General features: G+C 64.0%; 25 protein-coding genes. 17 read left to right on the top strand and 8 right to left on the bottom strand.

Going from position 1 to position 25,627, the window contains the following annotated elements; all coding sequences use genetic code 11:
- Window positions 1-355: 355 nt before the first annotated feature.
- Window positions 356-592, bottom strand: a complete 237-nt coding sequence (locus N826_RS26105; RefSeq protein ID WP_044433682.1) for a DUF4170 domain-containing protein — start codon at window positions 590-592, stop codon at window positions 356-358.
- 249 nt (window positions 593-841) lie between these two features.
- Window positions 842-2,122 (bottom strand): glycosyltransferase family 4 protein, encoded by a 1,281-nt coding sequence (locus N826_RS26100; RefSeq protein ID WP_169789418.1) that lies wholly within the window; start codon window positions 2,120-2,122, stop codon window positions 842-844.
- Between the two features lie 183 nt (window positions 2,123-2,305).
- On the opposite strand from N826_RS26100, the gene N826_RS26095 reads away from it, so the two are divergent.
- Window positions 2,306-2,761 carry a c-type cytochrome gene (locus N826_RS26095; RefSeq protein WP_052832072.1) on the top strand — a complete coding sequence of 152 codons (456 nt, stop codon included), beginning with the start codon at window positions 2,306-2,308 and terminating at the stop codon, window positions 2,759-2,761.
- A gap of 26 nt (window positions 2,762-2,787) precedes the next feature.
- On the opposite strand, the gene N826_RS26090 is transcribed toward N826_RS26095, so the two are convergent.
- Window positions 2,788-3,501 (bottom strand): cytochrome b/b6 domain-containing protein, encoded by a 714-nt coding sequence (locus tag N826_RS26090; RefSeq protein ID WP_044433576.1) that lies wholly within the window; start codon window positions 3,499-3,501, stop codon window positions 2,788-2,790.
- A 375-nt stretch (window positions 3,502-3,876) separates the two neighbouring features.
- On the opposite strand from N826_RS26090, the gene N826_RS26085 reads away from it, so the two are divergent.
- The 3 genes from N826_RS26085 (at window position 3,877) to N826_RS26075 (ending at window position 6,363) form a co-directional block, all read left to right on the top strand.
- Window positions 3,877-4,689: a PhyR family response regulator anti-anti-sigma factor gene (locus N826_RS26085; protein WP_244619538.1), complete on the top strand. Its 813-nt coding sequence runs from the start codon at window positions 3,877-3,879 to the stop codon at window positions 4,687-4,689.
- Between the two features lie 104 nt (window positions 4,690-4,793).
- The gene (locus N826_RS26080; protein WP_044433572.1) at window positions 4,794-5,768 is read left to right on the top strand and encodes a zinc metalloprotease HtpX; all 975 of its coding nucleotides are present in this window, start codon (window positions 4,794-4,796) and stop codon (window positions 5,766-5,768) included.
- 118 nt (window positions 5,769-5,886) lie between these two features.
- Window positions 5,887-6,363: a CBS domain-containing protein gene (locus N826_RS26075; protein ID WP_044433570.1), complete on the top strand. Its 477-nt coding sequence runs from the start codon at window positions 5,887-5,889 to the stop codon at window positions 6,361-6,363.
- On the opposite strand, the gene N826_RS26070 is transcribed toward N826_RS26075, so the two are convergent.
- The 3 genes from N826_RS26070 to N826_RS26060 all read right to left on the bottom strand — a co-directional run bounded on the left by N826_RS26070 (window position 6,336) and on the right by N826_RS26060 (window position 8,562).
- Window positions 6,336-7,193, bottom strand: a complete 858-nt coding sequence (locus N826_RS26070; RefSeq protein WP_044433568.1) for an ImuA family protein — start codon at window positions 7,191-7,193, stop codon at window positions 6,336-6,338. The two genes, N826_RS26075 and N826_RS26070, sit on opposite strands and share 28 nt — an antisense overlap.
- 137 nt (window positions 7,194-7,330) lie before the next feature.
- Window positions 7,331-7,738: a hypothetical protein gene (locus N826_RS26065; protein ID WP_052832070.1), complete on the bottom strand. Its 408-nt coding sequence runs from the start codon at window positions 7,736-7,738 to the stop codon at window positions 7,331-7,333.
- An 89-nt stretch (window positions 7,739-7,827) separates the two neighbouring features.
- Complete coding sequence (locus N826_RS26060; protein ID WP_244619539.1) at window positions 7,828-8,562, bottom strand: DUF1194 domain-containing protein; 735 nt, start codon at window positions 8,560-8,562, stop codon at window positions 7,828-7,830.
- Window positions 8,563-8,741: 179 nt separating this feature from the next.
- On the opposite strand from N826_RS26060, the gene N826_RS42050 reads away from it, so the two are divergent.
- The 4 genes from N826_RS42050 to N826_RS26040 all read left to right on the top strand — a co-directional run bounded on the left by N826_RS42050 (window position 8,742) and on the right by N826_RS26040 (window position 11,467).
- Window positions 8,742-8,903, top strand: coding sequence for a YqaE/Pmp3 family membrane protein (locus N826_RS42050; RefSeq protein ID WP_044433566.1), 162 nt, complete (start codon window positions 8,742-8,744; stop codon window positions 8,901-8,903).
- Window positions 8,904-8,908: 5 nt separating this feature from the next.
- Window positions 8,909-9,307: a DUF4112 domain-containing protein gene (locus N826_RS26050; protein WP_044433564.1), complete on the top strand. Its 399-nt coding sequence runs from the start codon at window positions 8,909-8,911 to the stop codon at window positions 9,305-9,307.
- 71 nt (window positions 9,308-9,378) lie between these two features.
- Window positions 9,379-10,731, top strand: a complete 1,353-nt coding sequence (gene hemN / locus N826_RS26045; RefSeq protein ID WP_044433561.1) for an oxygen-independent coproporphyrinogen III oxidase — start codon at window positions 9,379-9,381, stop codon at window positions 10,729-10,731.
- Window positions 10,732-10,846: 115 nt separating this feature from the next.
- Window positions 10,847-11,467: a glutathione S-transferase family protein gene (locus N826_RS26040; protein WP_044433559.1), complete on the top strand. Its 621-nt coding sequence runs from the start codon at window positions 10,847-10,849 to the stop codon at window positions 11,465-11,467.
- A gap of 44 nt (window positions 11,468-11,511) precedes the next feature.
- On the opposite strand, the gene N826_RS26035 is transcribed toward N826_RS26040, so the two are convergent.
- Window positions 11,512-11,724, bottom strand: coding sequence for a hypothetical protein (locus N826_RS26035; protein WP_044433557.1), 213 nt, complete (start codon window positions 11,722-11,724; stop codon window positions 11,512-11,514).
- Window positions 11,725-11,924: 200 nt separating this feature from the next.
- Here N826_RS26035 and N826_RS26030 point away from each other — a divergent pair, with 200 nt between their 5' ends.
- The 9 genes from N826_RS26030 (at window position 11,925) to N826_RS25990 (ending at window position 23,557) form a co-directional block, all read left to right on the top strand.
- On the top strand, window positions 11,925-12,500 hold the full coding sequence (locus N826_RS26030) for an ANTAR domain-containing response regulator (protein ID WP_244619540.1): 576 nt from the start codon (window positions 11,925-11,927) through the stop codon (window positions 12,498-12,500).
- Between the two features lie 407 nt (window positions 12,501-12,907).
- Window positions 12,908-14,338, top strand: coding sequence for a CmpA/NrtA family ABC transporter substrate-binding protein (locus N826_RS26025; protein WP_084721198.1), 1,431 nt, complete (start codon window positions 12,908-12,910; stop codon window positions 14,336-14,338).
- A 37-nt stretch (window positions 14,339-14,375) separates the two neighbouring features.
- Window positions 14,376-15,254, top strand: a complete 879-nt coding sequence (gene ntrB, locus N826_RS26020; RefSeq protein ID WP_044433553.1) for a nitrate ABC transporter permease — start codon at window positions 14,376-14,378, stop codon at window positions 15,252-15,254.
- Between the two features lie 30 nt (window positions 15,255-15,284).
- Entirely contained in the window at window positions 15,285-16,085 is an 801-nt protein-coding gene (locus tag N826_RS26015) for an ABC transporter ATP-binding protein (protein ID WP_044433551.1), read from the top strand.
- Window positions 16,086-16,101: 16 nt separating this feature from the next.
- Complete coding sequence (gene nirB / locus N826_RS26010) at window positions 16,102-18,582, top strand: nitrite reductase large subunit NirB (protein WP_044433549.1); 2,481 nt, start codon at window positions 16,102-16,104, stop codon at window positions 18,580-18,582.
- Window positions 18,583-18,588: 6 nt separating this feature from the next.
- Window positions 18,589-18,966, top strand: coding sequence for a nitrite reductase small subunit NirD (gene nirD, locus N826_RS26005; protein ID WP_044433547.1), 378 nt, complete (start codon window positions 18,589-18,591; stop codon window positions 18,964-18,966).
- Entirely contained in the window at window positions 18,963-21,608 is a 2,646-nt protein-coding gene (locus N826_RS26000; RefSeq protein WP_044433545.1) for a nitrate reductase, read from the top strand. The genes nirD and N826_RS26000 overlap by 4 nt, the downstream gene beginning before the upstream one ends.
- A complete protein-coding gene (gene cobA, locus N826_RS25995) occupies window positions 21,583-22,410 on the top strand; it encodes a uroporphyrinogen-III C-methyltransferase (protein ID WP_044433543.1) in 828 nt (275 codons plus the stop codon). The genes N826_RS26000 and cobA overlap by 26 nt, the downstream gene beginning before the upstream one ends.
- 589 nt (window positions 22,411-22,999) lie before the next feature.
- Complete coding sequence (locus N826_RS25990) at window positions 23,000-23,557, top strand: hypothetical protein (protein WP_044433541.1); 558 nt, start codon at window positions 23,000-23,002, stop codon at window positions 23,555-23,557.
- 410 nt (window positions 23,558-23,967) lie between these two features.
- Here the strand turns inward: N826_RS25990 and N826_RS25985 are convergent, their stop codons facing one another.
- Window positions 23,968-25,146, bottom strand: a complete 1,179-nt coding sequence (locus N826_RS25985; protein ID WP_211099387.1) for a glycosyltransferase — start codon at window positions 25,144-25,146, stop codon at window positions 23,968-23,970.
- Window positions 25,147-25,627: the final 481 nt, after the last annotated feature.

Here is a 25,627-nt window from a genome sequence, read left to right as displayed (position 1 = left end):
GACAACTTTTGCACGACGGGATCTCTTCTATTCGCGGTTTCAGTCTCTCATTATCGCATATCTGCTATTTTAAGCCATCAGCAATCGATCATATGCCTATTCTCGAAGCGATCGACGGCTTGAAAGTTAATCGCCCTGACGGTGAGGCAGTGGGAGGGAGAGTTCCGGCGGAGAAAAGAAAGGGTGCGGCGCCAGGTTACCGGCGTCCGCACCCAATAAGTCGGGAACACTTGCCTCACCCTCAGCCAGGGCTCGTTAACCTTATTCGCAGAAGTCTTGCGGATTGGTTAATGGTAAGCCATGGATCGAAACAAGCACGTTTCTTTCCAATCGTGGCGGGAGCCCGGCAGTTCCTTCAGTGCCCGTGCGTTTCGACGTGGGGATCGAGGAAGCGGTGCATGTGAACGATGAAATAGCGCATATGCGCGTCATCGATGGTTGCCGCGGAAGCGCCGCGCCAGGCGGAGTAGGCTTCCGCATAGCTCGGAAAGATACCGACGATGTGAAGCTTGCTCGGATCGACGAATTCGGTCGAATCCGGGCGAACCAACTGTCCGCCGAAAACAAGGTGAAGCAACTGCTTGTTTGGCACCAAAAGCCTCCTCTACACTAATCCGGTCGGTGTTGCCGGCCGCGCGGGCGTGCGGGCATTCCCGCAGGATCGCCCGCCGCCCCATTGCCGATCCGGGCATCCGCCCGTTGACGCGCCTATAGCATGGCTCATTTCGGGATGCTTCGCCTATCCGAAACGAGGGCAGGTTTACCGGCAGAATGCGGCGACATGCCGCTGAGCCTTTGGCACTATAAGGACCACCCCACGGTCGGCCCGCCGTCCCGGAATTCACCCGAGGGTGATCGGCCTCGCGCGTTCCGCACGCGGTATGGCGCGTCCCTCCAGGACGGCGTCCAGGCGTGCCAGTCCCGCTTCCCACGAATGGCCGGCGACGATCCGTGCCCGGGCGGCGCGGCCCACGGCAGTCCCGAGCGGCGGATGCAGGGCCGCCAGGACGGCATGGGCGAAATCCGCGGGTTCTCCGGCAAGCCAAAGGTCGCGCTCGATCTGTTCAAGGTAGCCGCCGAGGGCGCCAGGCGCCGCGACGACCGGCCGGGCCATGGCCATCGCCTCCAGCACAGGTCGGGGGTTGGGCGTCCGGAACGGCGCCACGACGACCGTAGCCTGGGCCAGCCAGGGGCGGATGTCCTGGACGTCCGTGGCCAGGATCACGCCGGAATGGCCCACGGGATGGGGCAGCGGCGGCGCCGGCCCGGAGGAGGCCACGACCAGCCGGCAGTCGGACGCCACGGCGAGGACCTTCGGCAGGACTTGGGTGGCGAACCAGGATGCCGCCTCGGCATGCGCTCCGCTGTCCGCCAAACCGGCCCCCGGGGCTGCCGGCAAGCCGGCCAGCATGATCGCCCGGCCGTCGAAGGACGGCGGGGCGGCGTAGTGGCCGCCGGGAGAGAACCGCACCGTGTCGATGCCGTCCGGTACATGATGGATGCGGCAGGCCACTTCAGGAAGAAGCTGCCTGAGCCTGTCAACGGCGGGGCCGCTGTTCAGGAGGCTGGCGTCCCAGGGTGCCAGCCGGTGCTGGTCCAGCAGCATCAGGGCACGCAGTTCGCGTGCCTGAAGCCAGCGCCAGATGCCTTGGGTCGGCCGCCATCCGTCGGTCGGCGGCCCGTCGTTCAGCGCGCCATCGTTCAGTGCGTCTCCGCCGATATCCGACCGGTCGAGCACCCGCCGGGCAGGCAGGTCCGGACGCATCAGGGCATAGGGGGCCATCGTCGGGCACAGGGCCAGGACCCGCGTCGGCCGGCGTTCGTTCCAAACCCGCTCTACCCAGGCCATCAGCGCCGCATCGCGCACCGGATGGCGGGACCGGCCGAGGTTGAGCAGTCCGGCGGAAGCTGCCTTGCGTGACGGCGGGCGCTCGCTCCGCGCGAAGAAGACGCTATGGCAGAACTGCCTGACGAAGCCCTCGTGCCGGCGATCGACCGAGTCGTCGGCAAAACAGCCGAGGTGGACCCTGTAACTTCCGGATAGGTGCCGCAGCATCCTCCAGGAACGCATCGAAGCTCCCGGCTGGGCCGGGTGCGGTATGCCGGGAGTGAGGAGCAGCATGTCTTGCATTGCTCCGGAATAACCCGCTGTTCCGGGCATGGTTCCGGACCAGGAATGATCTTTGGAAAACGATCACGGGTTATATCCGAGCAGAAGAGTCGGATCGGTGGATTGACAACCATGCATCGGCCTCGCAAGGGTTTGCACCGCAGCATACCAACCTAAAAATCGGATAATATCGGAATGCGAAAGATTGACCTGTTTACTTCTGCTCTCATTGCGGGTGCCTTGATTTTCAGCGGCGCTCTTTTTTCTTTCGGCGTCAATGCCGCCGAGGACTCGTTGAAGGTTCGCAAGGAAGGCTTCGAGGCCACCAAGAAGAGCTTCGGCGCCATCAAGAAGATCCTCGAAGAGGGCGGTGACCTGTCCGGCGCCGCAGCTTCCGCGCAGTCGATCAATGCTTTTTCCAAGCAGGTCCCCGCGCTCTTCCCGGCCGGTTCGGACAAGGGCGAGACCAAGGCGAAGGCCGCCGTCTGGAGCAATGGAGCCGATTTCGGCGTCAAGGCTCAGGCTTTCGAGGCCGAAAGCGCCAAGCTGGTCCAGGCGGTGGCGAGCGGCGACAAGGCAGCCGTGCAGAAGCAGTTCGGCGCGGTCGGCGGAACCTGCAAGGCATGCCACGACACCTACCGGTCCGAATAGGCGTCGGCGGACCTGCCGGCGCCGGTTCAGGCCGTCCCGAGCAACAGGACGACCAGAGCGGCGGCGGTGCAGAAGACCAGGGTGGCGGACAGGAGACCGGAACGTCGCGCAGGCATTTTCGCCAGTCCTTCCGCCGCCATGCCGGCCGGGACGGTCTTGCGTCCCGTGATCATGGGACGGATCAGGTTCTCGCGGCGGATCACCAGGTAAGCCGCGATCACGGCGACATGGGTCGCCACAAGCACGAAGATCAGGTCGAACAGCAGGCGGTGCGTCGTGCTCAGCGTCTTGACGGCGGTGTTTGACGCAAGGTCCACGAAGGGGCCGTCGACCATGATGTCGTCGCTCGTGAACAGGCCGCTTCCCGCCTGGGCCAGCAGGACCAGCAGCAAAGTCACGACCATCCAGCCGCCCAGCGGGTTGTGCCCCAGAACGGGCGGCACCCGGTCCGGCGGCAGCCGCAGTTCGCGCAGGTGCTCCAGTGCCGCGCGCGGTCCCCCGATGAAAGTCGCGAATCGGGCCGGATAACTGCCGACGATCCCCCATCCCAGGCGGAACAGGAGCAGCGTCAGGATCGTGTAGCCGCTGAGGAAATGGATACGCATCCAGCCCAGTTCGGCCGCCGCCCAGGACGTGGCTATGGAAATCACCAGCAGCCAATGGAAAAGGCGGACGGGAAGGTCCCATACGGTGACGCTTTGCTGGCCGGCCGAAGGCCCTTGGGTATCAACATCGTTCATAATAAGGCCTTCCGGTGGCTGCCCGCCCGATGCCCCGGCGCTCCCCCGGCGGGAAGCTTGGGAGTGGTAGAAGCAATCGACAGGCGCTGCCCGTGGATCATATCGCACATGCGATACCGCCATAAGGGAATTTCATCCGGGGAAAATCGTTGAGCGGGGCAGAGCGGCTACATGCAATCCGTTAAAGTAATGCCATCATTCGATGTAGACTATTGTTTGCGACATAACTCTTTATGTTTATCAAGGATAAGACCTCGGAGTAGACTTGTGCTGTCGGCTTGAATTCGTTCCTCGCGCGGGATAAACAGACATCATCCCTTCAAGGAACGGAAAGGGACCAGCGGAGGTTTTATGGAAGCGCAGGCCCGGAGACTGATGGCTCAGTTACCGTATATGCGGCGCTACGGGCGCGCGCTTACCGGTTCCACGACAAGCGGCGACGATCTCGTCACCCGTGCGCTTGAGGCTGCCCTGATCGAACCTGAGCGGTACAACCTGGAGGCGGACGACGAGCCTGTCACCAGACGCCGCCTCTATACATTGCTCAACGGGTTGTTCGACGCCGCCAAGGGTGCCAATCCGGGTTCCGCCGCCGTTTCCGGCGCCCCCGGCCATCCGATCGAAGCGGCGCTGAGCAGCCTGCCAGAGCTTGAAAGGCGCGTATTCCTTCTGGTCAGCCTGGAGGAACTGTCGACGCCGCAGGCGGCCGACGTCATGGGCGTTCCCTCCGACGAGGCGCGCGAGGCGCTCGGCCGCGCGCAGAACGCCATGCGCGAGCAGCTGGTGGCGAATATCCTGATCGTCGAGGACGATGCGATCATCGCCTACGACTTGACGGAAACCGTCCTGGGCATGGGGCACATGGTCTGCGGCACCGCCGCGACCATGGAAGAGGCGCTTGCCGCAGCCGCCGCCAACCAGCCCAGCCTGGCGCTGATGGATCTGCGGCTGGCCCACGGCGGCAGCGGCATCACGACGGCGCAGGCGCTGCGCGAGACGCGGGCGCTGCCGATCATCTTCGTGACCGCCTTCGCCGAGGAATTGAAGCAGCGCGGGCTGGATTATCTCGGCCCGGTCATCAAGAAGCCGTTCACCCGCGAGCAGATCGAGCGGGCGATCACCCAGGCCGTCTTCACCCCCCGCCCCGGCGACACGCCCCCGACGCTTGCCGGTCGCTCCGCCGGCTGAGCATGCCGCCGCACGGGTTTCATAGCTGCCATACGGATTATTGATACGGCAGGACGGGGCGCCGAAGTTCTGGGGAGCAAACCCCGGATCGAGAAACCGCCCGCATGTCCCTCGCCGCAGCCCGCGATCCTTTCCACAGCCCCCATCGCCTGACCAACCGCCTTCACACCGTCCTGCTGCTCGGCGGCATGATCGGGCTGCTGGCGGCATGCGGCTGGATCGTCGCCGGACCGGAAGGCGGGCTGTGGGCATTGGCGCTGGGCGGGATCAGCCTGGCCTTCGCGCCCCGCATGTCGCCGCAGATGGTGCTCGGCCTCTACGGCGCGGTGCCCGTCCATCCCTGGGACCTGCCGAATGTCGTCAGGGTCCTGAACGAGCTGGCGGAGCGCGCGGGGCTTCCGGCGCCGCCCCAACTCTACTGGATACCCAGCCCGACGCTGAACGCCTTCGCCATGGGCCGCCCCGGCGATGCCGCCATCGCGGTGACCGACGGCATGATCCGGTCCCTGACGCTGCGGGAACTGTCGGGCGTGCTGGCGCATGAGATCAGCCATGTCCGCAACGGCGATCTCTGGCTGATGGGGTTGGCCGATACGGTCAGCCGGCTGACCCGCATGATGTCGCTGTTCGGCCAGATCCTGCTGCTGTTCAACCTGCCCCTGCTGCTGACCGGTGCCGTCACCATCCCCTGGGGCCTGATCCTGCTGCTGGTGCTGGCCCCGACGATCGGGGCGCTGCTCCAGCTGGCGCTGTCCCGCACGCGGGAATACGACGCCGACCTGGGCGGCGCGCTGCTGACCGGTGACCCGATGGCTCTGGCCGGGGCGCTGCGCAAGCTCGAGCGGAACGGCCGAGGTCTTTGGGAGTCGCTGCTGATGCCCGGCCGGCGCGATCCCAACCCGTCGCTCCTGCGGACGCATCCGCCGACGGAAGAGCGCATCCGCCGCCTTGCCGCCCTCAGCGGCCAGCTCGACGATGGCCGCATCGCTTCGGCGGCCGGCGGACATGGGCCCGGCTCCGGCCGGTTCCGCGAAGTCCAGAGCCGGCCGCGTCACCGCCTGACGGGATTGTGGTATTGAATAGCCGAACTCTTTGGGGGTACGGAAGCGCCTGTTGACCTGGATCAACCCCCTCCCGCGCCGGCCGCATGACAATACGACCGTATTATTCAGACAGCGGCGGGAAGGGAGAGCAATCATGAAGATTCGCATGCTTCTGGAGCTGAAGGGCAAGACCGTCGTCAAGGTACGACCCGACGACACCATCTCCAAAGCCGCTCACCTGATGAAGCTTCATCATGCGGGCTGCGTGGTCGTCAGCGAAGACGGCAAGCATGTCAGCGGGATCGTCGCCGTCCGCGACATCGTCTACGCCCTGGCCGAGCGCGAAAGCCGCATCCGGCACCTCACCACGTCGGAAATCCTGGACGCGCCGATCAGCTCGGTCATGACCCGCACGGTCAAGACCTGCGGTCCGGACGACAGCCTTCGCCATGTCATGGAAGACATGACCAAGTGGCACATCCTCCACATCCCCGTGATCGAGCAGGGCGAGCTGTGCGGGATCGTCAGCGTCGATGACGTGGTCAAGCACGCGGTCGCCGAAATGGACATGGAGAAGGGCGTGCTCCAGGACCGGGCGCACCTCTACCAGACGCTGGAAGACATGCGCTGAAGCCACTCCGGCTCGGTCTCCCCGGAAGCTCCCTCGGCCGGATCGTCAGCCAGGGCGAAGCCGTCGCCGCGCCACTCCAGCAGCCACTCCCCCGGCTGTCCGCCACGGCAGCGGAGCAGCCGGGTCCGCCAGCGCGGCAGCCCCACTCCCTGCTCGCCGCCCTCAGCCCGCCCATAGCCGGGAAAACCTCCGATGGGCAGGCTGGGAGCGGCGCTCAGGCCCCAGCGCGTCACCGATGCGGTGGTGCCCAGCCGGCGGCTGGAGGAACGCAGCAGCAATGCGGTGACGCCCGACGCCTCCGCCGCCAGTTGCAGCCGGCGGCTGGCCACCATGTCGATATCGCCGATCTCCCCCAGAACCGCCGCCAGCGACCGGCAGCGCAGGGATTCCTCCATGGCCCACAGGATATCGGAGTCGCGCCGGGCGCTCACGACGATCAGCCGCTCCGGCTTCAGGCCGTAAGCGGCTATTCCCGGTGCGTAGAGGTCGTCGTCCCGCGTGATCCAGACCACCTGCCCGCTCCCTGAACCCCCATGCCCGGAATCCGTCCGGCGGCTGGAAATCCGGGCCAGGATGGCGGCGCTGAAGCCGGTCGCCACGCTGTTGAACGGATCGTTCTCGCCGACGACCTCGTGCAGGCATCCCAGCGGCAGCCCGCCATCCGGCAGGACGCCGTCCACATCGGGAACTCCCAGCGGCAGGAAACGAGTGCCGTCGGCCCCGCCGATCCCTTCCATCCGCCGGATACGCCCCCGCAACTCGGCCAAGACGGCGGCCTTGGAAGCGGCGGCCTTGGAAGCGGCAGGCGTGGCGTCGGATGGCGTTGGCATGGGTATGATCTCACCCTGTTAGCGGAAATGTTCCCTATTTGTTCTAGTTTGAAGCATGCCAAGAGTCAAGGAGGCACCTTTTTTCCTAGAGAAGCCGATCAAAGCCGCCAGAAGATGAGCCCCCAGAGCATAAGCGGTCAGAACAGCGAGCCGGCAAGATCGCGCCCCGCTCCCACGCGCCGCGCCTTCTTCTCCGGCCCGGCGCCGACCAGACGCGGGTTCTTGTTGAAGTTCATCGTGATGATCAGCGTGGCGGCATCCTTGATCACGTGGAGCGTCTTCTCCGCTTCCACCGGCAAGGGAATCTTCCGCCCCATGCAGAAGGCGATCAGCGCCGCCGCGACTTCGGGCTCCGGCAAGTGGAGGCTGGTGATCCTGCCGTAGTCGTCCTTGACCTCCATGATCGTCTCGATCGTGTCACCGGTCCGGAACTTCACCGATTCGACCGTTCCCTGCGGCAGCTCCTCATTGCGCTTGCGCCGACGGCCGATGACGGCGCTGATCAGTTCGCGTTCGGTGAAGACGATGCAGCGAAGCTCTCTCATCAAATACCCCGGATATCGCGTCCATGGACGCATGCATCCCAGGGTATAGGCGGGCAGCCTTCAAGAATTGCTTAACCTTCGATGCAACTTCAGCCGGACCCGTTTCCCAGCCCGGCGATCTCGCGGATCAGCTTGGCAAGGATGGCCGACGCGAAGGCGTCGAAGTCGCGCGCCGCGATGTAGAAAGCCCCAGGTCCGCCGATCACGTTCTCCTCGTAATAGCGGTCCAGATCGACCGGCGCCGCACCGCCCCAGGGGTTGGGCCTGTCGTTCAGGATCGGCAGGCCGTTGATCGTGATGCCCTGCTCCACCGCCTGGTCGCGCGCCAGATCAGGTGGACGCCCGCGGTTGTTGACCCCGTCGCCCGAAATGTCGATCACCTGACGGACACCCTCGAACCCGTTGCCGTCGAACAGCGTCGCGGAATAGTCGATGGCGCCGCTCAGCGACGTCCACCGGGCCGACGCGAAGGGCGCCGCCTCGATCTGCTGCGCGAAGCTCGCCGCCTGCTCGCCGGTGCCGATCAGGGTCCAGGGCACCACCATCCGCTGATAGTCCTCCCCCGCCCATTCCACATAGGTGACCGCGATGGCGCCGAAGGGGCCGCCGCCCATGGCGGCGACCACGCGCGGATTGGTCAGGGCCGCGACATAGCCTTCGCGCTGGAGCGCCGCCTCCTCCTCGTCTACGCTGCCGGAGATGTCGATCGCGAGGACCAGTTCCAGGTCCACCGGCTGCTGCGCCGCTGCCGGCCACGCTCCCACCATCATCAACAGCATCCACAGGGCCGGCAAGCCGGCGGTCGGGTTGGCACGGACACACATTGCAACCTCCTGGGGGAGAATGACCGGTCTATTGAACCAAGCGCCGACGAATCACGCAAGCATCACGGCTCCCAAGGAACGACGCCCCTGTTTTTCAAGATCCTGAAGAATGGAACGAAGCACACCACATGGTGTTGAGACGCTTGCACCGATCAAATCGAGACCTGAAAGGCCGAATAATGGATATCGTCAGAATTCTCATTGCCATCCTGTTGCCTCCGCTGGGTGTGTTCCTTCAGGTTGGCATCGGATTGCAATTCTGGGTCAACATATTGCTGACGATCCTGGGTTACATTCCCGGCATCATTCACGCCATCTATATCATTCTCAAGTACAAGTAAGCACCATGGCCCCGGCCACTCCCCAGGACTACGACGCCAAGCTCGCTCAGTTGGAGCGGCTGGCGGACCTTCTCGACAGCCGCTGGCGCATCCCCGGTCTCGGCATCCCGATCGGGATCGACGGCATCGCCAGCATCTTCCCCGTCGTGGGCGACAGCGCCACCGGCGTCGTCTCGGCCTATCTGGTCTATCAAGCGTCGCGCATGGGCGTTCCCAAGAACGTGCTGATGCGCATGGCCGCCAATACCGGGGTGGACTGGGTAGTCGGTTCCATCCCGGTGCTCGGCACCCTCTTCGACATCGGCTTCAAGGCCAACAGCCGCAACGTCAACCTGCTGCGCCGCCACCTGGAAGAGGAACGCGACCGCAACCCGGCACTTCGCCCGACCCTGCGCCGGGTTTGAAGAGGCCCGTTCGGCCGGAAGTTTGACCCAAATCAAGGCGGGCAAGGCTGGTCGCGCGCAGTCTTGCCGTCATGAACGCAGATCTCATAGCCAAGTATGACGGCCTCCGGGTACCGCGCTACACCAGCTTCCCGACGGCCCCCCATTTCGGCAGCCAGGTGCAGGCGGCCGATTATCTGGAATGGCTGGGCGCATTGCCCGCCGGCCAGAGCCTGTCGCTCTATTTCCATGTGCCGTTCTGCCGGTCCATGTGCTGGTACTGCGGCTGCCACACCAAGATCGTGGCGCGCTACGAGCCGGTCGCCGAATACCTCGACCTGCTGAAGCGGGAGATCGACCTGATCGCCGCCGCTCTGCCAAGCGGCCTCCCGGTGCGCCACATCCATTTCGGTGGCGGCACGCCGACGATGATCGCACCTGCCGATTTCGAAACCCTGCTCGCCCATGTCCGCTCCCGCTTCACGGTGGAGCCGGACTGCGAGATCGCGGTCGAGATCGACCCCCGTACGCTCGCCGCCGAAGCCCCGGCCGCCCTCGCGCGGGCGGGCGTCAACCGCGCCAGCCTGGGCGTTCAGGACCTCGACCCGACGGTCCAGGGCGCCATCAACCGCGTCCAGCCCTATGCCGTGACGGAGAGCGCCGTCCGGGCGCTCCGCCGCGTCGGCATCGACAGCATCAACCTCGACCTGATGTACGGCCTGCCCCACCAGACGCCGGAAAGCTGCGAGGAAAGCGCCGAACAGGTGATGGAACTGACGCCGGAGCGCCTTTCCGTGTTCGGCTACGCTCACGTTCCCTGGATGAAGAAGCACCAGCGGCTGATCGATGAATCGGTGCTGGCGGACTCACGCGGAAGATGGAAGCAGTTCGACGTCATCGCCGCCGTGCTGGCTGACCATGGCTACCACCAGATCGGCCTCGACCACTTCGCGCTGGAAAGCGACCCGATCACGGTGGCGCAGCGGGACGGCACCCTGCGCCGCAACTTCCAGGGTTACACGACCGACGGCGCGGATGTGCTGATTGGCTTCGGCGCGTCGTCCATCGGGGCGATGCCCAACGGCTATGTCCAGAACGACCCGGCGATTGACCGGTACGGCGAAGCCGTCCGCGCCGGCCGGCTGCCCATCGTCAAGGGCAAGCAGTTGAGCGCCGACGACCGGATGCGGCGCGACCTGATCGAGCGCCTGATGTGCGACCTCGCCGTCGATCTGGACGATGTCGCGGCCCGCCATGGCGTCAACGCCGGACTGTTCGCCCCCGACCTCGACAAGCTGGCGCCCCTGGCGGCGGACGGGCTGGCGAGGATCGACGGCCACCGCATCACCGTCCCGGAAGACGTGCGCCCGCTGGTCCGAGCCGTCGCGGCGGCCTTCGATCCCTACCTCGACGCGGCGGCGATGCGGCACTCGAAAGCGATCTGACCCGGTCCCTCTCGCCCCATCCTCTGGTTTCCCCTCTGGTCTTCTCGGGTCATTTGGGCCAAAACTAAGGGAATGCCAAGGGGATGGCGGATGCCATGAGAGAGAAGACCGCGCGATGATCACGCTCTACAGCTATCCTTCGCCCAATGGGCACAAGGCCTCGATCATGCTCGAGGAAACCGGACTGCCTTATGAAACCGTCCGCGTGGACGTGACGATGGGCGAGAACCTGGAGCCCGGCTTCCTCGCCATCAGTCCGCTCGGCAAGATCCCCGCCCTGATCGACCACGATGCCGCCAAGGGTCCGCGCCGCGTCTTCGGCTCCGGCGCGATCCTGGAATATCTTGGGGAAAAGACCGGCAGGTTCCTGCCGACCGACATGTGCGCCCGGACTGAAGTCTGGAACTGGCTGGCCTTCGGCGTCAGCGATGTCGGCCCAACCTCGGTCGACATGTTCCGCTTCGGCGTCCGCGCCCCGGAGAAACTCCCCTACGCGATCGAACTGTTCAAGTCGGAACTGCACCGCTGCTACCGCGCGCTGGAAGCGCAGCTTTCCCAGACCGAATATCTGGTGGACGGCGAGTACACCATTGCTGATATCTCCGTCTTCCCCTTCATCGCCGTAGCCTCCCAGACCGCCCCGACGCTATTCGAGACATACCCCAGCATGAAACGCTGGCACGACCTCGTCAGCACCCGCCCCGCCGTGCAGCGGGGGATGGTGGTGCCGGAGTAGCGGCGTTCATCGGCCCCATGAAATGAGAAAACAGGGAAACGCCCTCAGTCTCGAAAAATACCGGCGCGCTTGACGAGTTCGGCTCTCTGCCGGCTCCATTTCGCCTTCACTTCCTCATTGGAAATGCGAATTGCCGTCGGGTCGTCGGCTTCGCGTAGTGCGCGTTCGACCTCGCCTTTAAACCAGTCGGCATGCTGGCCCAGGTTCACTTTGGGCTCGAATTCCGGTGCTGATGCCGCCCCTACGTCTTTTCCCATCACATTCCCCCAAGATACGCAGTTGCGGCCATCCCTGTTTGTAGACCGGCGTTCGCCCACGAGCCAAGGCTGATCTATGGCGTCTCGCGCTGACTAACGCTTCCGGCCCTTGGCAGAAGACCGTGCCGATGCGTTGGCCCAGCGTTTGCTTCTCAGTACCCGCCCCCAAGCCCCCAGGGTGGACTACAGGAACGGTGCAATTGCGCTTACTGGTCGTCGATGAAAACCCCGAACGCTCCGATGTCGTGCTCGCCGGCCTCAAGGAGGCCGGTTATGACGTCGTTGCGACCATCAGCAAGGACGACGATCTGCGGCAGTCGATCAAGGCCCATCAGCCCGACCTGATCATCATCGACCTTGAGTCCCCGTACCGCGATTATCTGGAAGACCTGATAACGATCAACCGCGAGAACCCGCGCCCGATCGCGATGTTCGTGGCGCAGGAAGACAACACGCTCATTTCCGAGGCAATCGAAACCGGCGTCAGCATCTATGTCGCCGACGGCCTCAGCCCGAAGATGGTCAAGTCGATCCTTCAGATCGCCATCGTCCAGTTCACCAAGTTCCGCAAGCTTCAGGAAGAGCTGGATAAATCGAAGGTCGCCCTGGCCGACCGCAAGGTCGTGGAACGCGCCAAGGGTCTGCTGATGGCACACAAGGGACTGACCGAGGAAGAGGCATACCATTTCCTCCGGAAGCTCGCGATGGACCAGAACAAGCGTCTTGCCGAGATCGCGGAGAGCATCCTGTCGCTCGCCCAGCTCTTCAAAGGCTGATGCGACAATCTGTACAAGTCCTTGAAATACATCGATTTCAAGTAAGCAGCACCGAATTTAGAATGCACATTTTTTAAACATTCCTGAGCAATGCCCGCTTTTTGACCGCTACTTGGTGATGAATTGTGCACCGCATCATCGCCTTCACGGCTTCCGATCTACCCACCCCAAGCGTTTCCGCCGCTTTCCGCATCTGCAAACGATTGGCACGACGTTTGCTAAATGAACAGCGCGGTGCGGCGATCCAATGGCGGAGCGCCAGCCGCAACCAGATACAGTGTCGGTCCAACGGCGGAACGACCTACCCCGGATAATGGCGTCCGGAACATCGAGCGGCTCTTCAAACAGCCCGCCCGATGTTCCGAGACGCCTTTTTTATTGCCGAAATTCGGCACATGGAGTGATCGATGTCGAAGGTTCCCTCACTGCCCAATTCCAGCAAATCCGCAGTCCGCCATGACCGCCGCGGCATCCTCAAGACCGGCGCCGCCATCGCCGGCACCGCAGCATTGCTCTCCGCGATCAAGGCGGTCACTCCGGCGGGCGCCTGGGCGGCCGGCACCGACGGCATCGAGAAGCCGAAGCTGAACCTGGGCTTCATCCCACTGACCGACTGTGCTCCACTGGTCGTCGCCTCCGAGAAAGGCTTCTTCAAGAAGCATAGCCTGGACGTCACGCTGTCGAAGGAAGCGTCCTGGGCCAATATCCGCGACAAGGTGATGATCGGGGCACTCGACGGCGCCCATATGCTGGCCGGCATGCCGCTGGCTGCCTCTCTCGGCATCGGGGCCATCAAGCAGGCGACCGTCACCGGCTTCGCCATGGACCTTAACGGCAACGCGATCACCGTCTCCACCGCCCTCTACGAGCGGATGATGGAGATCGATCCCGAAGCCATGAAGAAGCGTCCAATCAGCGCCGCCGCCCTCAAGAAGGTGATCGACGCCGACAAGAAGGCCGGCAATGAGCCGCTGACCTTCGCCATGGTGTTCCCGGTCAGCACCCACAATTACGAACTGCGCTACTGGATGGCATCCGCCGGCATCGACCCCGACGAGGACATCCGCCTGATCGTCATTCCCCCGCCGCAGATGGTCGCCAACCTCCAGGCCGGCAACATCCAGGGCTATTGCGTCGGTGAGCCATGGAATGCCCGCGCCGTCCAGGCCGGCATCGGCCGCACGCTGGTCACCAACTACGACATCTGGAACAACAAGATCGAGAAGGTCTTCGGCGTCAGCCAGGAATGGGCCGATGGCAACCCCAACACCCACAAGGCCCTGATCCGCGCCCTGATCGAAACGGCGGCCTGGATGGACGAGCCGGGCAACCGGATGGAAGTGGTCGAGATCATCTCGCAGAAGGCCTACGTCAACGCGCCCGCCGACGTCGTCAAGATGTCGATGACCGGCACCTTCCAGTACGCGCCGAAGGAACCGGCGCTGCCGATGCCCGACTTCAACGTCTTCCACCGCTACGCCGCCAACTTCCCGTGGCGCAGTCAGGCCGTGTGGTACCTGACGCAGATGGCGCGCTGGGGCCAGATCGAAAATCCGGTCAACTTCGCCAAGACGGCCGAAGCGGTCTTCCGCACCGACATCTACCGCGATGCCGCCAAGGAGCTGGGCGTTCCCTACCCGACCGTGGACTGGAAGTCCGAAGGCGCCCGCGCCGAGCCCTGGACTCTCGCCGACGCCACGCAGCCTATCGCGATGGGACCCGACCGCTTCTTGGACGGCCGCACCTTCGACCCGGCCAAGCCGATGGACTACCTGCGCGGCTTCGAGGTTTCCAAACTCAAGATCGACATGGCGGCGCTGGCTGAAGCCAACGTCTGAATCGTCCACCCGCAACTCAAATCAAGGATAGCCTGAAATGACCAGCGTCCCGGTGGACGAACCCACAGCCACGTCCGCGCCCAACCTTCAGTCCACTCTCCCCACGCCCCCGTCCCCCCGTCTCGCCCGCCTTCGCGAACGCGCCGCCGAAGTGCTGCCCGACATCGTCCTGCCGGCCATTACCTTCCTGATCGTCCTGCTGGTCTGGCACGTTATCGCCAACCATGTCGCCACCGGCTTCCCCGGCATCGGCGAGACCTGGGCGCGCGGCGTGGAGCTGCTGTCCAATCCGTTCTACAGCAACGGCCCCAATGACATGGGCCTGTTCTGGCAGGTGCTCTATTCTCTTGGCCGCGTCACGGCGGGCTTCGTCCTGGCGGCCATCGTCGGCGTTCCGGTCGGCTTCCTGATGGGCTCCAGCGCCGTGTTCCGCCGGGGCTGGGCGCCGCTGATCCAGATCCTCCGCCCGGTCAGCCCGCTGGCCTGGCTGCCGATCGGCCTGCTGCTGTTCCGCGCCGTCGATCCCTCCGCGATCTTCGTCATCTTCATCACCAGCATCTGGCCGATGATCCTCAACACCGCATCGGGTGTCGAGGCGATCCCCAAGGACTACCGCAACGTCGCGGCCGTCCTCCGGCTCAACCGGATCGAGATGGTCCGCCACATCCTGCTTCCCGCCACCCTGCCCTACGTCCTGACCGGCATGCGCCTGTCGCTGGGCATCGCCTGGATGGTCATCGTGGCGGCGGAAATGCTGACCGGCGGCATCGGCATCGGCTTCTTCGTCTGGGACGAATGGAACAACCTGAACGTGCCGAGCATCATCGTCGCCATCGTCGTGATCGGGGTCGTCGGCATCCTGCTGGATACCGGCATGAACCTGATCCAGCGCCGCTTCGACTACACCCACCGCTGACCCGCAACGCTGACGGAAGGAACCTGCAAAATGGGCGCTTATCTCAGCATCGAGGGTGTCGGCATCACCTTCAATCCCCGCAAATCCCCCACCCCGGCCCTGGTCGGCGTCGATCTCAAGATCCAGAAGGGCGAGTTCGTCAGCATCATCGGCCATTCCGGCTGCGGCAAGTCCACCTTGCTCAACATCGTCGCCGGTTTGCTGAAACCGACCCTTGGCGGCGTCTTCCTGGAGAGCAAGCTGGTCGATGCCCCCGGACCCGACCGCGCCGTCGTCTTCCAGAACCACTCCTTGCTGCCCTGGCTGACCGTCTACCAGAACGTCCGCCTCGCGGTGGACAAGGTGTTCGGCAAGACCCGCACCGACACCGAACGCGACGAGTGGACGCTGCACAACCTGAACCTCGTCGGCATGTCACATGCCATCGCCAAGCACCCGTCCGAGATTTCCGGCGGCATGAAGCAGCGCGTCGGCATCGCCCGCGCCCTCGCCATGGAGCCGAAGGTGCTGCTGATGGACGAGCCGTTCGGAGCCTTGGACGCCCTCAACCGCGCCCGTCTTCAGGACGCGCTGATGCAGATCCAGAACACGCTGCACAACACCGTCATCATGATCACCCATGACGTGGACGAGGCGGTGCTGCTGTCCGACCGCATCGTCATGATGACCAACGGTCCCGCCGCCACGATCGGCGAAATCCTCGACATTCCCCTGGAGCGTCCGCGCAAGCGCCTCGATCTGGCCGACGACGCGACCTACGCCCACTGTCGCGGCGAAGTGCTGCGCTTCCTCTACGCCCGGCATCGCCCCGCCGATGCAGACGCCGCCTGAGCCGGAGAATCCAGCAATGAACATGATGGCAAAGACCCACGAAGTTTCTGGGCGGATCAAAGAACGCCTAGTCGTCGTCGGCAACGGCATGGCCGGCATCCGCACGGTCGAGGAACTGCTTCAACGCGATCCCAGCCGCTACGACATCACCGTGTTCGGCGCCGAGCCGCACGTGAACTATAACCGGATCATGCTGTCTCCCGTCCTGGCCGGCGAGAAGACCTTCGACCAGATCGTCCTCAACGACCGCTCCTGGTACGAGAACAACAACATCACCCTGTTCACCGGCGAGAAGGTCGAGACAATCGACCGCGAGACCCGCACGGTGACCTCCCTGTCAGGCCGCACCGTCGAATACGACCGGTTGCTGTTGGCGACCGGTTCCGACCCCTTCATCATCCCCGTCCCTGGCCGCGACTTGCCCGGCGTCGTGACCTTCCGCGACATGTTCGACGTGGAAGCGATGCTGAAGAAGGCCGCCGACGGCGGTAAGCACGCCGTCGTGATCGGCGCCGGCCTGCTCGGATTGGAAGCGGCCAACGGGCTGGCCGTCAACGGCATGACCGTGACCGTGATCCACCTGATGGGCACCGTCATGGAACGGCAGCTCGACGAAGCCGCCGGTTTCCTGCTCCAGAGCGAGCTTGAGACCCGAGGCATCAGCGTCATCACCCGCGCCAACACCAAGGCGATTTTGGGCGAAAGCCACGTCACCGGCGTCCTGCTGGAAGACGGGCGTGAAATCCCCGCCGACCTCGTCGTGATGGCCGTCGGCATCCGCCCCGGCACTGGCCTCGCCAAGTCGGCCGGCCTCACCGTCGAGCGCGGCATCGTCGTGGACGACCACATGGTCACGTCGGACCCCGCAATCCTGGCGGTCGGCGAATGCGTCCAGCATCGCGGAGCGACATACGGCCTCGTGGCGCCCTTGTGGGACATGGCGCGCGTCTGCGCCGACCAGCTCACCGGCAAGTTCGACGCGGCCTATACCGGCTCGGTCACCAGCACCAAACTCAAGGTCACCGGCATCGACGTGTTCTCCGCCGGCGACTTCAGCGGCGGCAAGGACTGCGAAGACATCGTCTTCCGCGATGCCGCGCGGGGCGTCTACAAGCGCATCATCGTCAAGGAAGACCGCATCGCGGGCGCCGTTCTCTACGGCGACACCAAGGACGGCGCCTGGTACTTCCAGATGCTCCGCGAGGCCGAGAACATAGCATCCCTCCGCGACACGCTGATCTTCGGCCAGGGCTTCGGGGGAGGAGCCTCGGCAAACCCTAAGGCCGCCGTTGCCGCCCTCTCGGACAGTGCCGAGATCTGCGGCTGCAACGGCGTGTGCAAGGGCACGATCACCAAGGCAATCGCCGAAAAAGGCCTGACCAGCCTGGACGACGTCCGTGCCCACACCAAGGCGTCGGCATCGTGCGGGTCCTGCACCGGACTGGTCGAACAGCTTCTGGAACTGTCGCTCGGCGACGACTACCAGGCCGCCGCAGCCGCCAAGCCGATGTGCAAATGCACGCACCATCCGCATGACGACGTCCGCCGCCTGATCGTAGCGGGCGAACTGAAGAGCATCCCCGCCGTCATGCAGGCGCTGGAATGGAAGACGCCGAACGGTTGCCACTCCTGCCGCCCCGCCCTCAACTACTACCTGCTGGCCGCTTGGCCGGACGAGTACAAGGACGACTACCAGTCCCGCTTCGTCAACGAGCGCGTCCACGCCAACATCCAGAAGGACGGCACTTACTCGGTCGTGCCGCGCATGTGGGGCGGCCTGACGTCGTCCAAGGAACTGCGCGCCATCGCCGACGTGGTGGACAAGTTCAACATCCCGACCGTCAAGGTCACCGGCGGCCAGCGCATCGACCTGTTCGGTGTGAAGAAAGAGGACCTTCCGGCGGTCTGGGGCGACCTTAATGCGGCGGGCATGGTCTCCGGCCACGCCTATGCCAAGGGCCTGCGCACGGTCAAGACCTGCGTCGGGTCGGAATGGTGCCGGTTCGGCACGCAGGATTCGACCGGCATGGGCGTCAAGCTGGAACAGATGACCTGGGGAACCTGGACGCCGCACAAGGTCAAGCTGGCCGTTTCCGGCTGCCCGCGCAATTGCGCCGAAGCGACCATCAAGGACTTCGGCGTCGTCGCGGTGGACAGCGGCTGGGAGCTTTATATCGGCGGCAACGGCGGCATGAAGGTCCGCGAATGCGACTTCCTCACCAAGGTCGAAACCGAGGACGAGGTGATGGAATACTGCGGCGCCTTCATCCAGCTCTACCGCGAAGAAGCCCGCTATCTCGACCGCACGGCACCCTGGGTCGAGCGCGTCGGCCTGGACTACGTCAAGCAGCGCGTCGTGGCAGACCACGAGGGCCGCAAGGCGCTCCATGCCCGCTTCAAGTTCTCGCAAGTCTTCTCGCAGGTCGATCCGTGGGACGAACGCGCCTCCAAGGGCGTGGACGCCCATGAATTCGCGCCGCTCGCAAAGGTGGGATAAAACACGATGGACGGCATCACCTCGAACCTTCCCGATACCGCCCTCGTCACGGCTGAGCTTGCCTGGATCGAAGTCGGCCGCGTCTCCGATATCCCGCCCGCCGGCGCCCGCGTGGTCCAGTCGCCGCACGGCGACATCGCCATCTTCCGGACAGCCGAGGACGAAGTCTTCGCGATCCGCAACCGCTGCCCCCACTTGGGCGGCCCCTTGTCCGAAGGCATCGTCCACGGCGCCCGCGTCACCTGCCCGCTGCACAACTGGGTGATCGATCTGGCGTCGGGCGGGGCGACCGGTCCGGACACCGGCTGCACCGGCACTTTCCCGGTCCAGGTCGAAGACGGGTCGATCCGTCTCGGCCTCCGCCTGCCCGTGAGCGCCGTATGACCGCCGCCGTCCGCACCACATGCCCTTATTGCGGCGTCGGCTGCGGCGTGGTCGCTTCATCCGACGGTGCGGGCGGCTGGGCCATTTCGGGCGATAAGGAGCACCCGGCCAATGCCGGCCGGCTCTGCTCCAAGGGCAGTGCCCTGGGCGAAACCCTGGGGCTGGACGGCCGTCTGCTCCACCCCGTCGTGGACGGCCGCCAAGCCTCCTGGGACGAAGCGCTCGCCACGGTAGCCGACCGCTTCAGCGACGTGATCGCCGAGCACGGCGCGCAAGCGGTCGCCTTCTACGTCTCCGGCCAATTGCTGACCGAAGACTACTACGTCGCCAACAAGCTGATGAAAGGCTTCATCGGCAGCGCCAACATCGACACCAATTCCCGCCTGTGCATGGCGTCCAGCGTCGCCGGCCACCGCCGCGCCTTCGGCGGCGACGTGGTGCCCGGCAACTACGAGGACCTGGAGCTTGCCGATCTGGTCGTGCTGGTCGGCAGCAACCTCGCATGGTGCCATCCCGTCCTCTACCAGCGCCTCATCCGCGCCAAGTCCGAGCGCGGCACCCGCATCGTCGTGATCGATCCGCGCCGCACGGCGACCTGCGACGCCGCCGACCTGCATCTGGCGATCCGCCCCGGCAGCGACGTCCTGCTGTTTAACGGGTTGCTGGCCCATCTGGGCCGCGCCGGCGCCATGGACCAGGACTTCATCGCGACCTGCACCAATGGTTTCGCGGAAGCCTTCCTGTCAGCCGGCGACGATGCCTGCGACATGGATGCGGTGGCATTGGGCTGCGGTCTGACGTTGGGCGAGATCCAGGAATTTTATAACCTTTTCACCGGCAATTCGAAGACGGTCACCGTCTATTCACAGGGCGTCAACCAGTCGTCGCGCGGCACCGACAAGGTCAACGCTATCGTCAACTGCCACCTTGCCACCGGCAGGATCGGCAAATCCGGCATGGGGCCGTTCTCGGTCACCGGCCAGCCCAACGCCATGGGCGGACGCGAAGTCGGCGGGCTGGCCAACCAGCTTGCGGCCCATATGGGCTTTACTCCCGACGACATCGACCGCGTTGGCCGTTTCTGGCAAGCCCCGCGCATGGCGCAGCGCGAAGGCCTGAAGGCCGTCGATCTGTTCCAGGCGATCGAGGCCGGCAAGATCAAGGCGCTGTGGGTGATGGCGACCAATCCCGCCGTCAGCCTGCCTGACGCGGACAGGGTCAACCGGGCCTTGGCATCCTGCCCCTTCGTCGTCGTATCCGACTGTGTCGGCGACACCGACACGACCGCCTATGCCGACGTGCTTCTCCCAGCGGCAGGCTGGGGCGAGAAGGACGGCACCGTCACCAACTCGGAACGGCGGATTTCGCGCCAGCGCGGCTTCCTGCCCAACCCAGGAGAGGCCAAGCCCGATTGGTGGATCATCTCCCAAGTCGCCGCCCGCATGGGCTGGAGCGATGCCTTCGCCTACCAATCCCCGGCCGATATCTTCGCCGAGCACGCCGCCTTGTCCGCCTTCGAGAACGACGGCAGCCGCGCCTTCGACATCGGCGCGCTGACCGGCGTGGACTACGACACGCTGCCGCCGACGCAGTGGCCGGCCCGGAAATCATCCGGTGGCACCGCTCGCCTGTTCGCCGAAGGCGGGTTCCCCACGCCGGACGCCCGTGCCCGCTTCGTCACGGTCCAGGCAGCGACCCCCGCCATGTCGGCCAGTGCCGAATACCCCTTCATCCTGAACACTGGCCGCATCCGCGACCAGTGGCACACGATGACCCGCACCGGCCTCGTGCCGCGCCTGTCCAGCCACATCGCGGAACCGTTCGTAGCACTCAATCCAGCAGACGCGGCCACGCTGAACCTGACCGACGACGATCTGGCGGTCTTGCGCTCCGCCCAGGGCGACGCCACGCTGCGCATCCGCGTCACCCGCGACCAGCCCCAGGGCCAGCTTTTCGCGCCGATGCACTGGAACCGCCACTTCTCCGGCAACGGCGGCATCAATGCGCTGACGGCGCCGGTCACTGATGCGATCTCCGGCCAGCCGGAGCTGAAGCACACGCCCGCCAGCCTGACGCCGTTCAAGCCGGCCTGGACCGCCTTCCTGATCACGCGCGGCGAAGTGGCGCCGCCGCCGTCAGCGGAATACTGGACGCGCAGCGCCGCCGCAGGCTGCACCGTCCTGATGCTTGCCGGCACTGCACTGCCCGGCGACCTCGCCGCCTGGGCCGAAGCGCTGCTGCCCCCGGTTCACGGCATCGACTATCACGACAAGCGGCGCGGCATCCACCGCTGGGCACGGCTCGACGGCGACCGGCTGGAAGCCTGCCTGTTCGTCAGCACCGATCAGCCGCTCCCCAGCCGGGCATGGCTGGTCAGCCTGTTCGCCGCCCCTGAGATGGACGCCAAGTCGCGCACCGGCCTGCTGAGCGGAAGGGCGCCCGCCGATGCCCCGGACGAGGGCCGCACCGTCTGTTCCTGCTTCAACATCGGCCTCAACCGCATCGCCGCCGCGATCTGCGACGGCGGCCTGACCTCCGCCGAGCAGATCGGCGCGGCATCAAAAGCCGGCACCAATTGCGGGTCCTGCATCCCCGAACTGAAGGAGCTGATCGGACATGTCCGATGCGGTCAAGCCGCCTGAGGCGCTGCCCTCCCCGCCCGGCCCGGTCCACCTTGTCGGCGCCGGCCCCGGCGACGTCGAGCTTCTGACCCTGGCGGCAGTCCGTGCCATCAAGCATGCCGACGTGATCCTGTACGATCATCTCGTCGGCCCCGGCGTGCTGGAATTCGCCCGCCCCGGCGTCGAACTCATTCCCGTCGGCAAGCGCGCCGGCCGCCACTCCCTGAAGCAGGTCGAGATCAACGCCCTGTTGCTGGAACAAGCCTTCACGGGCCGCCGCGTCGTCCGCCTGAAAGGCGGCGATCCCATGATGTTCGGCAGGGCCGGCGAGGAAGCGGCATACCTGCGCCGCCACGGTATCGAAGTGACGGTCGTCCCCGGCGTCACGGCGGCGCTTGGCTGCGCCGCCTCGTCCCAAATCCCCTTAACCCTGCGGGGAGTTTCCCGCAGCGTCCAGTTCGTCACCGCGCACTGCATGGACGACGACGCCACCAACGCGATGGACTGGAGCAAACTTGCCAACCCCGACGGCACGCTGGCGATCTACATGGGCCGCACCCAGCTCCCTTACTTCAGCGCGAAGCTGATCGAAGCCGGCCTGTCCCCCGACACGCCAGCCGCCGCCATCGAGAACGGCACGCTGCCGACCGAACGCCGCTGCTTCGCCACCCTGTCAACCCTGGCCGCCCGCGCCGCTGCCGAGTTGGGCGACGGCCCGACCCTGGTCATCATCGGCCACGTGATCGACCACCGCCCGAAGGAAGTCCGCACCGGCGAAGAAGCATCCCAGGCAAATACCTGCCGGTTATTCGAACACGCCTGAAGAGCGGCCTGCGACAAAGCGCCCGTAGAAATGATTAGCATTGCTCACTAAGTCGTCTTCGCACCTTCAGCAATACAAATTTGTATTCATCCTGATGCGCTTCAATTATTAATAACGAAATAAACACCTCGTCCAAGTTCTATGCATCTCTCATGACTTCTTGATTAAGCGAAATCAGGGTTCATTTTTTCGATTATCTCCTGCACAACAGCGGCAAGCTAGGTGTCTTACTTGCTAGGACATGCATCGGCGACCAATGCGGATACGACTTTCTCCCATGGAACCCACTGATCGCTGCACCCCAGAGGTAAGTTACCATGAATGCCCCTTCCATGTATTTCAACTAAAAGGGGAGTTTTAAGGGGCCTAACATAAGGCGGCAGTCAAACACGAGCCCACGTCGTGGGAATTCGTTCACTTGATGTTCTACCAAGAGCCGCGACAGAAGTTCGCATTGTGAGAAAATCCTGATTCTGAAGGGCATTGGATGTGTGCAATTCGTTGCAAAATGGATGGCTCGAGTGGTACCACTTTTGGCGGAGTGCAGGTTTGAAATCAACCACAACAACCATAAAATGATGCTGCAAGAATGTATCAATTAAAGAGAGCGACGTGCATCAACGGCTCGTTTGCTCAGATCAGTGAGCAATGGCTGGCACAGATAGCTGAATATAATGGCACGTCAGAGCCAGAGGATTATCTGCCTGTCATGATGAGTCATGCCCAGCAGATCGCCGGAGAGAGTCCTCCCGACCGTAAGTATGGAATCTTCTATTTGGAAGGAGTCGGAGAAGATGGGCGTCCCTCATACGAAGGGCTGATTCATGTCAATCATAAGTTGCCCAACACTAGCGCCGCCACTTTGCGGATGGTTTGGAACCTGTTAGCTCCAAAATACGATTATATCGACACGAGTGCGATCGGCAGCATCATGGCGTCGTATGTCGTTGGCGGTATCCGATTGTGCCGAACAGATATGCGCTCTGCATCTTTGCAGGTGTACCTGCACAATGGTACAGATCGGCAGTACGCCTTGGGCGCAGTTGGCCTGTTAAAAGAACTTCACCCCGAACTCGACGTCAATGTTCGGGGGATGTGGCTCCATATCAATAATATTAACGTGCAACGCGCGGGAGACATCAGATGAGCGATCAGGAGCTTTACGAAGCATTCCGGACAGCATTTATTACCTCAGGTGAGTCCTTGGGTAAGGACTTGAAGGGGTTGTCATGCCTCCATCGAAACTGGCGACATGAGACGCCTGCGCCAGTTGAGGATGCTCAGAAAGCCGCCTAATTGCCAGTTTGGTAAATAAAAAGGGCACCATACGGTGTCCTTTTTATTTTTTATCGTTCTGTCGCACTCCACGCTTCAATGCGGGAGAGATTAGCGTTCTGCTATGAGTACTAACGCTAAGGCAAGTGGCAGCGACAGTACTTTCTCCTGTAAATTACATCGGCGCTATTGATATGGATTGCCTCGCGTGTGTTATCTTTGCTGGCCAGCGACGGCATAGATGGACATCAGCCGCGTCAGTAAAACCTCATCCCGCCCCCTCTACCGCAGCAGCGTCAGATACCGGTCCACCGCGCGATCCACCGTAAACTCCTCCGCCTTGGCGAGCAGGCGTTCCGCCGGCACCGGATCGTCCAGCGACCGCTCGATCACCGACGCCAGCGCCTCGGCGTCGCCGATCGGCGCCAGCCCGCCCAACTCACCACCCTCCAGGATTTCGCGCGGGCCGCTGGGGCAGTCGGTAGCGACAACCGGCGTCCCGCAGGCCATCGCTTCGATCAGGACCGTCGGCAACCCTTCGAAGCGGGACGACAGCGCGAACAGCGACGCCTTGCCCATGAAGGCGAGAGGATTGTCCACGAAGCCCGGCATCTGGACATCCGCCGCGATCCCCAACTCGTCGACCAAATCTTCCAGCTCTTTCCGGCACGCCCCCTCTCCCAGGATCACCAGCCGGATCGGGCGAGACGCGCGGACCAGGGCGAAGGCCCGCAGCAGCGTGCCGAAGTCCTTCTGCGCCGACAGCCTGCCGACGCCCAGGATGACCGGCACCTCTCCCTCGGCGAACCAGGGGTGGTTGACCGGCTGCGCCGCCTTCGCCAGCATGTCGGGTGTCACGACCGGGTTGTGCGCGACGTCGATCCGCCCGCGCTCCATCCCGGCGAACTTGGTCAGATCCTCGGCGACGCCGTCGGAAACCGCGATGATCCGCGCCGCCCTTGGATAAAGGAACGGGACCAGCCGGTAGGCCATGCGCACCGTACGCGACGCGGTAGGCGCGATGTTGCGGCTGATCTGGTTATGCTCCGTCACCATCAGCCGGGTCCCGACCCGCGCCAGCAAACTCGCCAGCAGGGCCGCGATATTGACATGGACGAGAGCCGTCAGAAGCACGGCGGGCCGTTCGCGCCGGAGATAGCGGGCCAGCGCCGCAACGCTGTTGACGGTCCGCTTGGTACCCAACTCGACCACCCGGATGTTTGCCGGGATGTCGTCGACATAGGCGCCCTGACGACGCACCAGCACCAGATCCACCGCAAATCCACGCCGGGCGATCCCACTCGCCAAGGCCAGCATTACGCGCTCGGCGCCGCCGCCATAAAGGTCCTGCAGGAAAAAGGCGATCCGGGGAAAAGTCTCCTGGGTCTCCGCCACCGGCGTCACGGCCGACGCGTCCAGGGCACGGTGCAGGGCGAAGGCGTCGTTATGCTGTAAGGACAAGTCGAAATCTCCCGGTGAAGTCCTGATCGTGTTCCCCGCAGGCCAGCAACCGGCGCACCGGTCGGCTACCAACCCCACTACCGATGTCTCACCTGAGCAAGTTCTCTAAATCACGATCTGCCTTGCAATGAGCAGAGTGCCCAAATTTTAAACTCCGACTTGAGTAACAAGTAATCGTATTCATCCTCAACCCTACCTTGAACTTGAATTCACTATCCGAGCTCAGTCGCCAGCACACTCCGCGATGTTAACAGGATCAACCAGTCCTTGAAAATCACCAATATATCCGGATCGGGCGATTACGTTGATCTTCGCCATAATGACGCCTCATGCCCGCCCTCGATAAGGAATTACAGCGCCTTGGATGTCGCGTCCCACTAACGGAACCTTAAGCGATATGCGCTACCATAAGCGGCCCGACATTCGGCCCGCACCGGCGGCGATGTAGACAAATGATGACATCCACGTCCCTGAGGGGGGA

It is taken from the genome of Skermanella aerolata KACC 11604, assembly GCF_000936425.1.
Lineage (GTDB): Bacteria > Pseudomonadota > Alphaproteobacteria > Azospirillales > Azospirillaceae > Skermanella > Skermanella aerolata.
The sequence above is the reverse complement of the archived record's forward strand: the minus strand, read 5'-3'. Positions and strand labels throughout refer to the sequence as shown.

What these genes read in the sequence shown, in the direction of transcription:
- N826_RS26035 (WP_044433557.1), bottom strand. Translation starts at nt 11,724, where the DNA reads ATGGGAAAAGACGTAGGGGCGGCATCAGCACCGGAATTCGAGCCCAAA.
- N826_RS25990 (WP_044433541.1), top strand. Translation starts at nt 23,000, where the DNA reads ATGTATCAATTAAAGAGAGCGACGTGCATCAACGGCTCGTTTGCTCAG.
- N826_RS26085 (WP_244619538.1), top strand. Translation starts at nt 3,877, where the DNA reads ATGGCTCAGTTACCGTATATGCGGCGCTACGGGCGCGCGCTTACCGGT.
- N826_RS26090 (WP_044433576.1), bottom strand. Translation starts at nt 3,501, where the DNA reads ATGAACGATGTTGATACCCAAGGGCCTTCGGCCGGCCAGCAAAGCGTC.
- N826_RS26095 (WP_052832072.1), top strand. Translation starts at nt 2,306, where the DNA reads ATGCGAAAGATTGACCTGTTTACTTCTGCTCTCATTGCGGGTGCCTTG.
- N826_RS26025 (WP_084721198.1), top strand. Translation starts at nt 12,908, where the DNA reads ATGTCGAAGGTTCCCTCACTGCCCAATTCCAGCAAATCCGCAGTCCGC.
- cobA (WP_044433543.1), top strand. Translation starts at nt 21,583, where the DNA reads ATGTCCGATGCGGTCAAGCCGCCTGAGGCGCTGCCCTCCCCGCCCGGC.
- ntrB (WP_044433553.1), top strand. Translation starts at nt 14,376, where the DNA reads ATGACCAGCGTCCCGGTGGACGAACCCACAGCCACGTCCGCGCCCAAC.
- N826_RS26070 (WP_044433568.1), bottom strand. Translation starts at nt 7,193, where the DNA reads ATGCCAACGCCATCCGACGCCACGCCTGCCGCTTCCAAGGCCGCCGCT.
- N826_RS26040 (WP_044433559.1), top strand. Translation starts at nt 10,847, where the DNA reads ATGATCACGCTCTACAGCTATCCTTCGCCCAATGGGCACAAGGCCTCG.
- N826_RS26050 (WP_044433564.1), top strand. Translation starts at nt 8,909, where the DNA reads ATGGCCCCGGCCACTCCCCAGGACTACGACGCCAAGCTCGCTCAGTTG.
- N826_RS26060 (WP_244619539.1), bottom strand. Translation starts at nt 8,562, where the DNA reads ATGTGTGTCCGTGCCAACCCGACCGCCGGCTTGCCGGCCCTGTGGATG.
- nirB (WP_044433549.1), top strand. Translation starts at nt 16,102, where the DNA reads ATGAACATGATGGCAAAGACCCACGAAGTTTCTGGGCGGATCAAAGAA.
- N826_RS26000 (WP_044433545.1), top strand. Translation starts at nt 18,963, where the DNA reads ATGACCGCCGCCGTCCGCACCACATGCCCTTATTGCGGCGTCGGCTGC.
- hemN (WP_044433561.1), top strand. Translation starts at nt 9,379, where the DNA reads ATGAACGCAGATCTCATAGCCAAGTATGACGGCCTCCGGGTACCGCGC.
- N826_RS26080 (WP_044433572.1), top strand. Translation starts at nt 4,794, where the DNA reads ATGTCCCTCGCCGCAGCCCGCGATCCTTTCCACAGCCCCCATCGCCTG.
- N826_RS26075 (WP_044433570.1), top strand. Translation starts at nt 5,887, where the DNA reads ATGAAGATTCGCATGCTTCTGGAGCTGAAGGGCAAGACCGTCGTCAAG.
- nirD (WP_044433547.1), top strand. Translation starts at nt 18,589, where the DNA reads ATGGACGGCATCACCTCGAACCTTCCCGATACCGCCCTCGTCACGGCT.
- N826_RS42050 (WP_044433566.1), top strand. Translation starts at nt 8,742, where the DNA reads ATGGATATCGTCAGAATTCTCATTGCCATCCTGTTGCCTCCGCTGGGT.
- N826_RS26015 (WP_044433551.1), top strand. Translation starts at nt 15,285, where the DNA reads ATGGGCGCTTATCTCAGCATCGAGGGTGTCGGCATCACCTTCAATCCC.
- N826_RS26065 (WP_052832070.1), bottom strand. Translation starts at nt 7,738, where the DNA reads ATGAGAGAGCTTCGCTGCATCGTCTTCACCGAACGCGAACTGATCAGC.
- N826_RS26100 (WP_169789418.1), bottom strand. Translation starts at nt 2,122, where the DNA reads ATGCTGCTCCTCACTCCCGGCATACCGCACCCGGCCCAGCCGGGAGCT.